Origin of the sequence: Streptomyces fildesensis (assembly GCF_016107395.1) — a bacterium.
GTDB lineage: Bacteria > Actinomycetota > Actinomycetes > Streptomycetales > Streptomycetaceae > Actinacidiphila > Actinacidiphila fildesensis.
In genome coordinates, this window is sequence record NZ_JAAIKO010000006.1 from 66,895 (window position 1) to 78,966 (window position 12,072).

The 12,072-nt window shown below is 70.1% G+C and carries 12 protein-coding genes; 8 read left to right on the plus strand and 4 right to left on the minus strand.

The genetic code is table 11. The features are described 5' to 3' along the window. Positions 1-23 precede the first annotated feature (23 nt). Positions 24-791: a VOC family protein gene (locus tag C6N31_RS12000; protein ID WP_138355231.1), complete on the minus strand. Its 768-nt coding sequence runs from the start codon at positions 789-791 to the stop codon at positions 24-26. 91 nt (positions 792-882) lie between these two features. Next, the gene (locus tag C6N31_RS12005; RefSeq protein WP_138355232.1) at positions 883-1,101 is read right to left on the minus strand and encodes a DUF2277 domain-containing protein; all 219 of its coding nucleotides are present in this window, start codon (positions 1,099-1,101) and stop codon (positions 883-885) included. Between the two features lie 129 nt (positions 1,102-1,230). On the opposite strand from C6N31_RS12005, the gene C6N31_RS12010 reads away from it, so the two are divergent. The 3 genes from C6N31_RS12010 to C6N31_RS12020 are packed head-to-tail and all read left to right on the plus strand — an operon-like array spanning position 1,231 to position 2,500. Next, positions 1,231-1,872, plus strand: coding sequence for a hypothetical protein (locus C6N31_RS12010; protein ID WP_138355233.1), 642 nt, complete (start codon positions 1,231-1,233; stop codon positions 1,870-1,872). 44 nt (positions 1,873-1,916) lie between these two features. After that, a complete protein-coding gene (locus C6N31_RS12015) occupies positions 1,917-2,132 on the plus strand; it encodes a ribbon-helix-helix protein, CopG family (protein ID WP_138355234.1) in 216 nt (71 codons plus the stop codon). Next, positions 2,129-2,500, plus strand: coding sequence for a hypothetical protein (locus C6N31_RS12020; RefSeq protein ID WP_138355235.1), 372 nt, complete (start codon positions 2,129-2,131; stop codon positions 2,498-2,500). Before C6N31_RS12015 ends, C6N31_RS12020 begins: the two co-directional genes overlap by 4 nt. Here the strand turns inward: C6N31_RS12020 and C6N31_RS45110 are convergent. Then, entirely contained in the window at positions 2,493-2,747 is a 255-nt protein-coding gene (locus C6N31_RS45110) for an alpha/beta hydrolase (RefSeq protein WP_381588725.1), read from the minus strand. The two genes, C6N31_RS12020 and C6N31_RS45110, sit on opposite strands and share 8 nt — an antisense overlap. 245 nt (positions 2,748-2,992) lie before the next feature. Between C6N31_RS45110 and C6N31_RS12030 the strand changes: the two genes are divergently transcribed. Next, positions 2,993-4,198, plus strand: coding sequence for a thiolase family protein (locus C6N31_RS12030; protein WP_138355280.1), 1,206 nt, complete (start codon positions 2,993-2,995; stop codon positions 4,196-4,198). Continuing rightward, positions 4,198-5,373: a 4-hydroxybenzoate 3-monooxygenase gene (locus C6N31_RS12035; RefSeq protein WP_138355236.1), complete on the plus strand. Its 1,176-nt coding sequence runs from the start codon at positions 4,198-4,200 to the stop codon at positions 5,371-5,373. The genes C6N31_RS12030 and C6N31_RS12035 overlap by 1 nt, the downstream gene beginning before the upstream one ends. 120 nt (positions 5,374-5,493) lie before the next feature. Here the strand turns inward: C6N31_RS12035 and C6N31_RS12040 are convergent, their stop codons facing one another. Further along, positions 5,494-6,288: a VOC family protein gene (locus C6N31_RS12040; RefSeq protein WP_138355237.1), complete on the minus strand. Its 795-nt coding sequence runs from the start codon at positions 6,286-6,288 to the stop codon at positions 5,494-5,496. Positions 6,289-6,642: 354 nt separating this feature from the next. Here C6N31_RS12040 and C6N31_RS12045 point away from each other — a divergent pair, with 354 nt between their 5' ends. From C6N31_RS12045 to C6N31_RS12055, 3 genes are read left to right on the plus strand one after another with little or no spacing between them, the layout of a single operon-like run. After that, entirely contained in the window at positions 6,643-7,884 is a 1,242-nt protein-coding gene (locus C6N31_RS12045; RefSeq protein ID WP_138355238.1) for a glycoside hydrolase family 88/105 protein, read from the plus strand. Between the two features lie 4 nt (positions 7,885-7,888). Then, the gene (locus C6N31_RS12050) at positions 7,889-9,814 is read left to right on the plus strand and encodes a glycosyl hydrolase family 28 protein (RefSeq protein ID WP_198357504.1); all 1,926 of its coding nucleotides are present in this window, start codon (positions 7,889-7,891) and stop codon (positions 9,812-9,814) included. After that, positions 9,811-12,003: a discoidin domain-containing protein gene (locus tag C6N31_RS12055; RefSeq protein ID WP_381588728.1), complete on the plus strand. Its 2,193-nt coding sequence runs from the start codon at positions 9,811-9,813 to the stop codon at positions 12,001-12,003. The genes C6N31_RS12050 and C6N31_RS12055 overlap by 4 nt, the downstream gene beginning before the upstream one ends. Positions 12,004-12,072: the final 69 nt, after the last annotated feature.

Consider the following 12,072-nt stretch of genomic DNA (forward strand, 5'->3'; position numbering starts at 1 on the left):
CGTACCGCGGGCGGACGGCGGATTCACGCTCTGGTGATGACGGAGAACTCCGTGCCGAACGGATCGGTGACGGTCGCGATCCTGCCGTAGGTCATGTCCTCGGGGACACCGGCCGTGCCGCCGGCCGCCGTGGCCCGCTCCACCGCGGCGTCGGTGCCGTCGACCTCGAAGGTGGTGGCCCAGGCGGACGACGGAGCGTCCGGCAGGCCGAAGATGCCGCCGATCTCGTAGCCGTCCGGACGGCGCAGGAAGGTGAAGTCGACGTCCGGGAGATCCTTGTTGGAGTCGAGCGTGTAGCCGAACACCGCTGTGTAGAAGGCACGGGCCGGGCCGGGATCCGGGGTGACCAGGTCGTTGCGGACCAGGGACCCGGGCTCGTTCACGATCTCGCAGCCGACGTGCGCCCGGCCCTGCCAGAGACCGAACCGCGAGCCGACCGGGTCCTCGGCAAGAGCCATGCGGCCCTGGTCCATGACATCGCCAGGGGCCGTGATCAGGGTGCCGCCGGCCTCGGTCACGCGCTTGGCCGTCGCGTCGCAGTCGTCGGTGGCGATGTACATGGTCCAGCGCGGGGACGCCCCGGCCGGTTCCCGCTCCGGGTCCTGCACGAGCGCCGCGACCGGCTTTCCGCGCAGCAGACACATCGTGCAATGACCGCTCTCCGCCGACCCCACGGCGTACTCCCAGCCGAACAGCGCGCGGTAGAACTCCATCGCGCGCTCGCGGTCGGGGACGACGAGATCGATCCACGTCGGCGTACCGTCCGGTGGATTGCTGGTGACGTAGCTCATCGCACGACCCTTCGTCGGAACCTGTGGGTCTGACGTTAGGAGTCATCGCGGTCAGGTGCTGTCCGCAATGCGGCCGCGGCGGCGGGCGGGTTTACGTCGTCGGGGCGCCGCGCACGGTCAGCTCGGCGAGGAGCTGCCGGGTGGCCTCGGCCACCGCGTCCACCGCGTGGTCGAAGACCTCGCGGTTGTGAGCGGCCGGGGCGCGGAATCCGGAGACCTTACGGACGTACTGCAACGCCGCCGCCCTGATGTCGTCGTCATCGACGTCGGGGGTCATCGGGGGTCGGAGAGTCTTGATGCTTCGGCACATGACTCCAGTGTGCTCCGCCCCTCGGACAGTCGGCCGGGACAGGCTCCCGGCCGACCGGTCGGTACTGTCGTCCCACAGGGGGCGGCAGACCACGCCCCGCCGCACGACCGACACCGGACGGGGGTGGACATGACCAAGCAGCCGACCGTGGCCCAGCGCCGCCTGATCACCGCCGCCGACCCGAACACCGGGCTGCTCCGCGGCTCGCAGGCGCTGCTCGACGCGCTCTGCGGCCAAGGGCTCGCCGTGAAGCACCCACGCGCGCCCCACCGCTGCTATCTGACCCCGGCCGGACTCGCATTGCGCACCGAACTGCTCACGCCCCCGCCCGAGCCCACCGCCGACCCGCCGCCCGAGGTGGAGACCTTCGCCGCGCGCACCGGCGACGAGCCGGCGACGGCCGACGATCCGCGCCGGGCCCGGGAGGTCGCCGTCGCCTGGGAAGGGCTCCTGGAGCTGCGCCGCGTCACCAACCGAGGGATCACCGACCAGCCCTGCCCGTGGGAACGCGCCCACCTCGTCTCGGGCGCCGCCCTGGCGCTGGAGGCGGCCGGCTGCTCCCCGGCGGTGGCAGGCGAGGGCGGATATCGGGTCGGCCCCGCGCAACAGCCCGAGGCCGTGAGCGTGGAGTGGACCGGCGGCGGCGCCGAGCCCGCCGCGGTCGGAACGGCCGCCTGCGCGGCCGCGCTGGAGCGCGCCGGCTGGCAGGTCACCGAGCATCCGGACGGCGCGGGCGGGCGCTTCCTGCTGGCCTCGCCGCGTCGCGCGTGACGATCCTCTCGCCGCGTACAGCGCTATCGCTGTACGCTGGTGCAATGTCGAAGCATGTGACGATCCGCCTTGACGAGGAATTCCTCGAGCGACTCAAGGTCCGCGCCGCTGAGCAGGGCACCACGGTCACCGCTCTGATCACCGAGGCCGCCAGGCGCGAGCTGGACGAGAACCGTGACCGGTTCCTGGCCGCGGCGGCGGACTTCAACAACGAGGAGAACTGGGCGTACGTCCAGGAGAGGTTCGGCCCCAAGTCGTGAAGATCGACCTGACCTGGGCCTGGAACGTCCTGGCCCATCACCTGCCGTCCGACCCCACGGTCTGGGACCCTTCGGGTATCGAGGCCGCCATAGCGCGTCATGCGTCCGACCTCGTCATGGCGCCCGACAGCCCCGGCCACGACACGGCCTGGCGGGCCGCCGCGCTGCTGCACACCCTGACCGTGTGCCCGCCGCTGGAATCGCCGATGAACGAGTTCTACGCCATGGCCATGACCCGTTCGTACTGCGCCGCGGCGGGCTGGAAGACGCTGCCGGACACGGTCGCCCTCGGCGATCTGGTGGACCGCGTCAAAACCCACAGGACCGGGATCCAGCAGGTCGCCGAGGTGCTGCGGCCACTCAGCTGAGTGCATAGGGGCCCGTTCTCGCCGGGTCCGGCACCGGCAGCGGGTTCGCCGCGCAGCTGGTGTCGTGGGCCGGAGCGGCTCCGGTGAGCAGGTAGCCGGTGACGATGCCGTCGACGCACGCGTTGCCGTTCAGATACTGGCCGTGGTCACCGCCGCCGGTGACCGTCACCGCCGCCGCGGGCAGCGCCGCGGCCGCCATGGCCGCCACCACCGCGCCGGACACCGCGGAGATCCTCCACCGTGACATGCCGAACCTGAACAGCGTTCCTCCTGGAGGGTGTTGCGGTCGCACTCCCGATGTTCCGGCGTACCGGGACGAAGATCGATCCCGCTGGTGCCACTCCCGCGGTGGCATCAGTGCTACCGCGGGCGACCGGTGCCACCCCGGCCCCCGGTCACCGTGATCACCCGGCTCGGTATCCTGCACCCGACGCCGGCGAAGAACTCTCCGCGCCGCGCCCCGAAGGCCGCAGGAAGGGACCGGTGACCCATATGGCCAGCGTGCCGAACGTGCCGAACACCCGTGACGTCTACATCGTCGACGCCGTCCGCACCCCCGTCGGGAAGTACGGTGGCGCGCTGTCCGGCGTCCGCCCCGACGACCTGGCCGCACACGTCCTCAAGGCCCTGGTGGACCGCACACCGGAACTGGACCCGGCCAGGATCGGCGATGTCTTCTTCGGCAACGCCAACGGCGCGGGCGAGGAGAACCGCGATGTCGCGCGGATGGCCGTGCTGCTCGCGGGCCTGCCGGTTTCGGTGCCGGGCGTGACCGTCAACCGGCTGTGCGCGTCCGGGCTGGAGGCGGTGGTCCAGGCGTACCGGGCGGTCGCCCTCGGGGACGTGTCGATCGCCGTCGCCGGCGGCGTCGAGTCGATGAGCCGCGCCCCCTGGGTGCTGCCCAAGCCCGACCGCGCCTTCCCGGCCGGCCATCAGGAGATGTACTCCACGACCATCGGCTGGCGCATGGTCAACCGGCGCCATGAACCGGCGTGGACGATTCCGCTCGGCGAGGGCGCGGAACTGATCGCCGACAAGCACGGCATCACCCGTGAGCAGCAGGACGCCTTCGCCGTCGCGAGCCATGAGAAGGCGGCGCGCGCCTGGAAGGACGGTCTTTACGACGACGAGGTCGTCGCCGTCGAGGGCACCACCCTCGTACGGGACGAGACGATCCGCGACAACACCTCGGTGGAGTCGCTGGCCAAGCTCAAGACGGTCTTCCGTGCGGGCGGCACCGTCACTGCGGGCAACGCCTCGCCGCTGAACGACGGCGCCGCCGCCCTGCTGATCACCGACGAGGAGGGTCTGGCGGCCACCGGCCGTGAACCGCTGGCCCGCATCCGGGCGAGCGCCGTGTCCGGCATCGAACCGCAGTACTTCGGGCTCGGCCCGGTGGAAGCCGTCAACCGCGCGCTGACGCGGGCCGGCCGGGGCTTCGGCGACCTGCGCACCTTCGAACTCAACGAGGCGTTCGCCGCGCAGGCCCTCGGCTGTTTCGCGGAGTGGCCCGGCCTCGATCCGGCGGTCGTCAACCCGCGCGGTGGCGCCATCGCCATCGGCCACCCGCTCGGCGCGTCCGGCGCCCGTATCGCCGGTGCCGTCGCGCACCAGCTGAAGGCCGCGGGCAGCGGTACCGGGCTCGCCGCGCTGTGCATCGGGGTGGGGCAAGGGCTCGCCCTGGTCCTGGAGCGCTGATGCGCACCACGGTCGGGATCATCGGCGGCGGTCCCGCCGGACTGCTGCTGGCGCGGCTGCTGCATCTGGCGGGCGTCGACAGCGTCGTCCTGGAGTCCCGCGACCGTGCCTACGTCGAGCAGCGGCAGCGCGCGGGAATCCTGGAGCAGGCCACCGTGGACGCGCTGCGCGCGTGCGGGGCGGGGGAGCGGATGGACCGGCAGGGGCTGGTCCATGACGGTGTCGAGCTGCGGTTCGACCGACGGGCGCACCGTATCGACTTTCCGTCCCTCACCGGCGGGCGCCGGGTGATGGTCTACGCCCAGACCGAGGTGGTCAAGGACCTCATAGCCCTGCAACTGGACGGTGGCGGGCCGCTGTTGTTCGAGGCGCGGGCCACTGCCGTCGAGGGCGCGGACACCGACACGCCCGTCATACGGTTCACGCACGAGGGCCGCGAGCGGACCCTGGAGTGCGACTACGTGGTGGGCTGCGACGGCTTCCACGGCGTCGCCCGCGACGCGATCCCCGAAGGCGTGCGGCAGACCTTCGAGCGGGTGTACCCGTACTCGTGGCTGGGGATCCTGGCCGATGTGGCGCCGTCGTGCGACGAGCTGATCTACGCGCACTCCCCGCGCGGGTTCGCGCTGCACAGCATGCGTTCGCCTTTGGTGAGCCGGCTGTATCTGCAGGTGCCCAACGGCGAGGATCCCGCCGACTGGCCGGACGGGCGGATCTGGGACGAGCTCGACGCCCGTTTCGCGATCGACGGCGACTGGAAGCTGGACCGGGGGCCGATCACCGCCAAGTCCGTGCTGCCGATGCGCAGTTCGGTCACCGAGCCGATGCGGTACGGGCGGGTGCTGCTGGCCGGGGACGCCGCGCACATCGTGCCCCCGGCGGGTGCGAAGGGCCTGAACCTGGCCGCCGCCGATGTCATCGTCCTGGCGCGGGCGCTGGCGGAGCTGCGGGACACCGGATCGGCGGAGCTGCTCGACGCCTACTCCCGGACGTGTCTGCGCCGGGTGTGGCGCGCGGAGCACTTCTCGTACTTCTTGACGACCACGCTGCACAACGAGCCCGGGCAGTCGCCGTTCGCCACCCGGCTGCAGACCGCCCAGCTCGACCGGATCACCGGGTCCACGGCCGCCGCCACCGACTTCGCCGAGAACTACACCGGCCTGCCGATCGGCTGACGGGACCTACGGCCGACGGGGTCGGCGTGGCCCGTGAACGCGCTCACCGGAACCCCCTCCCCCCGTGGGAGCGGGTGCCGGTGAGCGTTCGAGCCGTGGGACGGCCGTCGGTGCGTGCGGTCAGCCGGCGTCCGGCGCCGCCCCGGTGAGCAGGGCGAACTGGGCGCCCGCCGGGTCCAGGAGCATGGCCAGCCGGCCGACCCCGGGCGCGTCGTCCGGCGGCATGATGGCGGTGGCTCCGTGCGCGACGGCCGTGGCGAAGGTGGCGTCGCAGTCGGCCGTCCCGAAGTACGGGTGCCAGTTCGGGGTGCTGCCGGGCCCGGTGCCGCCCGGGGGCAGTTCCATGAGGCCGCCGTGCTCCGCCTCGGCGTCGGTGCCCGCCGGGCGGATGAGCGTGTAGGTCATGCCGGGCATCGGGGCGTCGTTGAAGTCCCAGCCGAGGACCTGGTGGTAGAAGGCCTTCGCGGCGGCCGCGTCGGTGGTGTGGAGTTCGACCCAACACAGCGCGTTGTCGGCGGTCACCAGGTCCAGACCCTTGTTGTCGGCGGGCTGCCAGACGTTGAACCCGGCGCCGGCCGGGTCGGTGAAGACGGCCATACGGCCCATCGTGAAGACGTCCATCGCCGGGAACGGCACGGTGCCGCCCGCCTGCTCCACGGTCTTGGCGGTGGCGTCCGCGTCGGGCGTCATGAAGTACGGCGTCCAGCGCGGTTCCACGCCCTCGACCATGATCGGTCCGACACCGGCGACGGTCTTCCCGTCGAGGACGAACATTCCGTAGCCGCCCGCGTCGGGGCCGGCGGACTGGAAGTCCCAGCCGAAGACCGCGTTGTAGAACGCGGCGGACGCCGGAATGTCGCGGCTCGCGAGGTCGAGCCAGTTCGGCGCGCCCGGGACGTAGTCGGTGGAGAGCATGAGGGGTTCCTTCCAGCTGTTCTCGCGGTGCCTGCCCGGCGCGGGGTTCGGGCGCGGCTGTCTGTGAGGTAGACGATCCGCCGCCGCAGAACTCATCGTCCCTGCACGCCGCATTTCTGGCGACTTATGGTTCTTGGTAATACATCCGATATCTGATGTCTGGCATGTCCGAATCATCGAGGCTCTGGTTCGTCCCAGGGGTCACTCTGGGAGCCATAGATCCAGCCAGTTGTTGGTTCGACGATAATTGTTAGGGTTATTGACAGATGTTTCAGCGCTGCTAGATTCCGTTTAAAGGTCCAACCTTTGCTACCCGATCAGCCCCCGATGCAGGGGATTCAGGGTGAGGGGATCATGAACGGATTACGTGCTCTGACGGCCGCGCTCGCGGCCTGCGCCGCGCTTGTCGCGCTGAACGGTCCACCGGCGGCGGCTGTACCCGAGAAAGCCTCGGTCACGGTTCCAGCCCCGGTTCCGGTGTCCGCTCCCGGCGTCGCCGCCGCCGGTACCGACTGGTCGGTCGCGATGACCGACTCGACGATGGCGCGCTTCACTCCCAGCCAGATCGGCGGCTGGTCGTACCCCGTAGGCCTCTACCTCTACGGCCAGTACCTCGTCTACCAGCGCACCCACAACCCCAAGGACCTGGCGTACATCAAGAGCTGGGTGGACCGGTTCGTCGACAGCAAGGGCGCCATCGGCCAGAGCTTCAACAACCTGGACAGCATGCTCGCCGGCCGGCTGCTGGTGATCATGCGCCACGAGACCGGCCAGGCGAAGTACGGGACGGCCGCCACCAAGATCCGCAATCGGCTGGCCACGTACCCCAGGACCTCCGACGGCGGATTCTGGCACTCCACCTCGGACAGCCGCGCCCACCAGCTCTGGGCCGACGGCACGTTCATGGTCAACCCGTTCCTCGTCGAGTACGGGCGGGAGTTCAACGACACCGCGTACGCCGACGACGAGACGACCAAGCAGCTGGTGGTCTACGGCACCCATCTCCAGCAGCCGAACGGCCTGCTCAAGCACGCCTACGACGAGTCGAGGACCGCGAGCTGGGCGAACCCGTCCACCGGGCTGGCCCCGGAGTACTGGTGCCGGGCGGTCGGCTGGTACGGAATGGCGGCCATCGACGTCCTCGACAACATCCCGGCGAACCAGCCGCGCCGGGACCGGCTGCTGGCCATCCTGCGCAACCTGGCGGCCGGTATCGAGCACTACCAGGACCCGGCCACCGGGCGCTGGTTCCAGGTCGCCGACAAGGGCACCCACTCGGACGACTGGACCGAGACGTCCTGCTCCAGCATGTTCACCTTCACCCTGTCGCGCGCGGCGGAGCAGGGCTACATCGACCCGCACTACGCGGCGGTGGCGCGGCGCGGCTACCAGGGTGTGCTGGCCAAGGTCGCGCTCGGCACCGACGGCCGGACCAACCTCTCCGACATCTCCATCGGGACCAACGTCGGCACCTACGCCTACTACATCGGGCGCACCCGGGCCACGAACGACTTCCACGGCCTCGGCGCCTTCCTGATCATGAACGAGCAGCTCCGGGGGACCACCGGCAGCAGCTCGCCGAAGGCCGGGGAGTGACGTGATGAAGCGAATCGCAGTTCTCGTGGGTCTCGCCCTGTTCGTCTTTCTCGGACTGGCGCAGGCACCCGCCATGGGAAGCACGGCCGGCTCCGCACCCGGTTCCGCACCCGGCGCGGCGGCCCGGGCGGCCGCCGAGTTCAACGTCCGGGACTACGGTGCGACGGGCAACGGCTCGACGAACGACACGGCCGCCGTCAACAAGGCGATCACCGCCGCCAATGCCGCCGGCGGAGGCACCGTCCGCTTCCCGTCCGGCAGTTACAAGTCCGCCAACTCGATCCGCCTGAAGAGCAATGTGACCCTCCAGCTGGACTCGGGCGCCACGCTCACCGGTTCCAGCGCCGACACCTACGACGCGGCGGAGTCCAACCCGTACGACGCGTACCAGGACTACGGGCACAGCCATTTCCACGACGCCATGATCTGGGGCGACCGGCTCACCAACATCGGGTTCACCGGATCCGGGACGATCGACGGCGGCGGCAACCTCATCACCGGCAACCCGAAGGCCGGCGAGGCGGACAAGATCATCTCGCTGACGCGCTGCAACGGCCTGACGCTCAGCGGGATCACCCTGCGGCGCGGCGGCCACTTCGCCGCGCTCATCAACGGCTGTTCCAACGTGACCTCGGACCGTCTGACGATCGACACCGCGAGCGACCGGGACGGCTGGAACATCATCAGCACCACCAACGCCGTCATCACGCATGCCGACATCGCCGCCAACGACGACGCGCTCGTCTTCAAGAGCGACTACGCGCTCGGCGCGAAACTCCCCAACGGCCATGTCGTCGTGCATGACTCACATCTGTCGGCGCGCTGCTGCAACGCCCTGATGTTCGGCTCCGAGACCTGCGGGGACTTCACCGACTACCAGTTCCAGGCGATCACGATCACCGGCGCCGACAAGTCGGGCCTCGGCATGGTCTCCATGGACGGCGCCGACATCTCCGACGTCCACTACCGCGACATCACCATGACCGGTGTGCGCTCACCCATCATGCAGAAGATCGGCACGAGAAAACGCTGCGGCAACAGCCCGGGCGTCGGTCACATCAGTGACATCACCTACGACAACATCACCGCGACCGGCGCCTCGCCCGCGTTCAGCCCGACCCTGTGGGGCGAGTCCGGCGGCAACCACATCGACGGTGTGACGTTCCGGAACGTCAACATCACCGTCCCGGGCGGCAGCGGCACCACGGCGGTCACCGTCCCGTCCAACAACCCCACCGACTACAACCCGAACAGCATCGGCACCCGCCCCGCCTACGGCTGGTACCTGCACAACGCCAACAACATCACCTTCACCGACAGCTCGGTGCGCTTCGCCGCCAACGACGGCCGGCCCGCCGTCCTGGCCAACACCGGCAGCACGGTGAAGTTCGACCACTTCACCGCCCAGCGCGGCACCAACAGCCCGTACGACCTCGGCTTCCAGGGCGTCACCGGCTACTGCGTCGCCAACAGTGCCAACACCACCGGCGGGGCGCTGCGCGTCAACGCCACCGGCTCGACCGCCGGTTGCGCGCCGCCGTCCGCCGCGCGGTACGAGGCGGAGGACGGCTCGTACTCCGCGGGTGGCACGGTCGACACCGATCACACCGGCTACAGCGGGACCGTGTTCGTGAACTCCGCGAACGCGGCCGGCGCCTACGTCCAGTGGACGGTGAACGCCGCGCAGGCCGGCACCGCGGACATCACCCTCGGCTACGCCAACGGCACCACGGCCGACCGCCCGATGGACATCACCGTCAACGGCGCCGCGGTCCCGGCCGGCACGGCCTTCGGCGGCACCGGCAGCTGGAACACCTGGCACACCGCCGTCGTCAACGTCCCGCTCCGCGCGGGAGCCAACACCATCCGCGCCACCGCGACGACCGCGGCGGGCTGCCCCAACCTCGACTACCTGGACGGTCCGGTATGAACGCGATGGACAGGAGGGCGGACCGGAGGACGTTCGTGCGGCTGCTGGCCGTGGTCGCGCTGATCCTCGGTGCCCTGCTGCTGCCCGGCACCGCGGCGCGCGCCGATCTGCAGAACCCGCGGCAGGACTTCCTGCGCGGCTCCACCAGCGGGTTGTTCCTGCACTGGGGCGAACGCACCGCCCCGGCGCACACCGACTGCGCCCAGTGGGAGTCCGATGTCACCAACGGCGGCTGGACCCCGGCGTACTGGGTCAACGAGGCCCAGAAGCTGCATGCGCAGTACCTGGTGCTCGCCACGTTCCACAGCCGGCTCGGCTACGCACGGCCGTGGCCGTCGGCGATCCCCGGCAGCTGCAGTACCCACCGCGACTTCCTCGGCGAACTGATCACCGCCGCGAGCGCGAAGGGCCTGAAGGTCATCCTCTATATGACCGACGACCCGCAGTGGCATGCCGAGGGCGGCCATGAGTGGCTCAACTCGGGTGCCTACTCGTCGTACAAGGGCAAGACCGTCGACCTCACCACCCGTGATGGCTTCGGGGAGTTCTCCTACGACAACTTCTTCGAGGTCATGAACCGCTATCCCACCCTGGGCGGGTTCTGGATCGACAACGACAACGCGTACTGGGAGAGCCACAACCTCTACGCCCAGATCTACCAGAAGCGCCCCAACTACACGATCAGCAACAACAACGAAGACACCCCCATCATGGACATGATCAGCAACGAGCAGAAGACCGGCATGTCCCCGGCGTACGACTACCCGCAGGCGCTCTACACCGCCGGCCCCCGGCTGACCGAGGCCGACTTCAAACTGCCTTCCACCGGGGCCTGGTGGTACGACGGCTCCAACCCCGCCGTCGACCGGGCCCTCACCCTCGGCCGGCTCATCACCAACGCCGGATCGTCCGTGAAGGCGCTGATGGCCGAGACCGCCCAGGTCAACGGCAGGTTCCCGTCGAACCAGGAGGCCTTCAACACCTTCGCCAACAGCTATCTGAACCCGATCTGGGAATCGCTGCACGGCACCGAGGGCGGCGGCTATCTGTACGGCGGCCTGCAACCCGGAGCCTGGAACGACGGCGCCCGCGGCGTCACGACCATCAGCACGTCCGACCCCGACCGGCAGTACATCCATGTCGTCACCCCGCCGTCGACGAGCACGCTGCGCCTGCGCGACAACGGGTACCGGATCTCCGCCGTCACCGATCTGCGCACCGGCGCGCCCATCGCCTTCAGCCAGTCCGGCGGCAGTCTCACCCTGACCGGGCTGGGCGGCTGGGATCCGTACGACACGGTCTTCAAGGTGACCGCCGACGGCCGTACGGGGATCTATCCGGCCTCCTCGTACACGATGAGCGCCAGTGCCTCGGCGAGCGGCCACGGCGCCCCGGCGGCGGCCGACGGCAGTTATCTGACGTACTGGGACAGCAATCAGACGCTGCCCGTGCGGCTCGACTTCGACCTCGGATCGTCGAAGCCGGTGCGGTACGTCGGCATCAACCAGCGGGAGGACTCGGTCAGTTACGCCCGCTCCGCCACCGAGCAGTCGGCACGCATCAAGGGCTACAACGTGTACGTCAGCAGCGACGGCAGCACGTGGGGGAGCCCGGTGAAGTCCGGCACCCTGCCCAGCGCCCGCGGGGTCGCGACCATCGACATCCCGGCGGTCACCACCCGTCATGTCCGCCTCCAAGTGACCAGCACCTACGCCGCCTCCACCGACACCGCGCGCTACAAGCGGCTGCGCATCGACGAGACCTGGATCGGGTCCGGGTACGCGACCGGGAGCACCGGTCCGTCCCCGGCCCGCTACGAGGCGGAGGCCGCCGCCTTCTCCGCGGGCAGCTCCGTCGACTCCGACCACACCGGGTACACCGGGACCGGCTTCGTCAACACCGGCAACGCGTCCGGCGCGTACGTGGAATGGACGGTCGACGCGGCGGCCGCCGGAAACGTACCGCTGGCCGTCCGGTACGCCAACGGCACCACGGTCAACCGTCCGATGGACATCGCGGTCAACGGCACGACCGTGATGTCCGCAAGGGCGTTCAACGGCACCGGCGACTGGAACACCTGGGCCGACTCGACGCTGACGGCGGCGCTGCACGCCGGGGCCAACACCGTCCGGGTGACCGCGACCACGGCGACCGGCGCGCCCAATCTCGACCATCTGGACGTGGGGTAGCGGGATCGCCCCGGGAGGGCCGTTCGCCGCGATCGGCTAACGGTTCTCCCGGGGCCCCTTGACAGAAGG

What these genes read in the sequence shown, in the direction of transcription:
- C6N31_RS12005 (WP_138355232.1), bottom strand. Translation starts at nt 1,101, where the DNA reads ATGTGCCGAAGCATCAAGACTCTCCGACCCCCGATGACCCCCGACGTC.
- C6N31_RS12010 (WP_138355233.1), top strand. Translation starts at nt 1,231, where the DNA reads ATGACCAAGCAGCCGACCGTGGCCCAGCGCCGCCTGATCACCGCCGCC.
- C6N31_RS12035 (WP_138355236.1), top strand. Translation starts at nt 4,198, where the DNA reads ATGCGCACCACGGTCGGGATCATCGGCGGCGGTCCCGCCGGACTGCTG.
- C6N31_RS12040 (WP_138355237.1), bottom strand. Translation starts at nt 6,288, where the DNA reads ATGCTCTCCACCGACTACGTCCCGGGCGCGCCGAACTGGCTCGACCTC.
- C6N31_RS45110 (WP_381588725.1), bottom strand. Translation starts at nt 2,747, where the DNA reads ATGTCACGGTGGAGGATCTCCGCGGTGTCCGGCGCGGTGGTGGCGGCC.
- C6N31_RS12055 (WP_381588728.1), top strand. Translation starts at nt 9,811, where the DNA reads ATGAACGCGATGGACAGGAGGGCGGACCGGAGGACGTTCGTGCGGCTG.
- C6N31_RS12045 (WP_138355238.1), top strand. Translation starts at nt 6,643, where the DNA reads ATGAACGGATTACGTGCTCTGACGGCCGCGCTCGCGGCCTGCGCCGCG.
- C6N31_RS12000 (WP_138355231.1), bottom strand. Translation starts at nt 791, where the DNA reads ATGAGCTACGTCACCAGCAATCCACCGGACGGTACGCCGACGTGGATC.
- C6N31_RS12015 (WP_138355234.1), top strand. Translation starts at nt 1,917, where the DNA reads ATGTCGAAGCATGTGACGATCCGCCTTGACGAGGAATTCCTCGAGCGA.
- C6N31_RS12050 (WP_198357504.1), top strand. Translation starts at nt 7,889, where the DNA reads ATGAAGCGAATCGCAGTTCTCGTGGGTCTCGCCCTGTTCGTCTTTCTC.
- C6N31_RS12030 (WP_138355280.1), top strand. Translation starts at nt 2,993, where the DNA reads ATGGCCAGCGTGCCGAACGTGCCGAACACCCGTGACGTCTACATCGTC.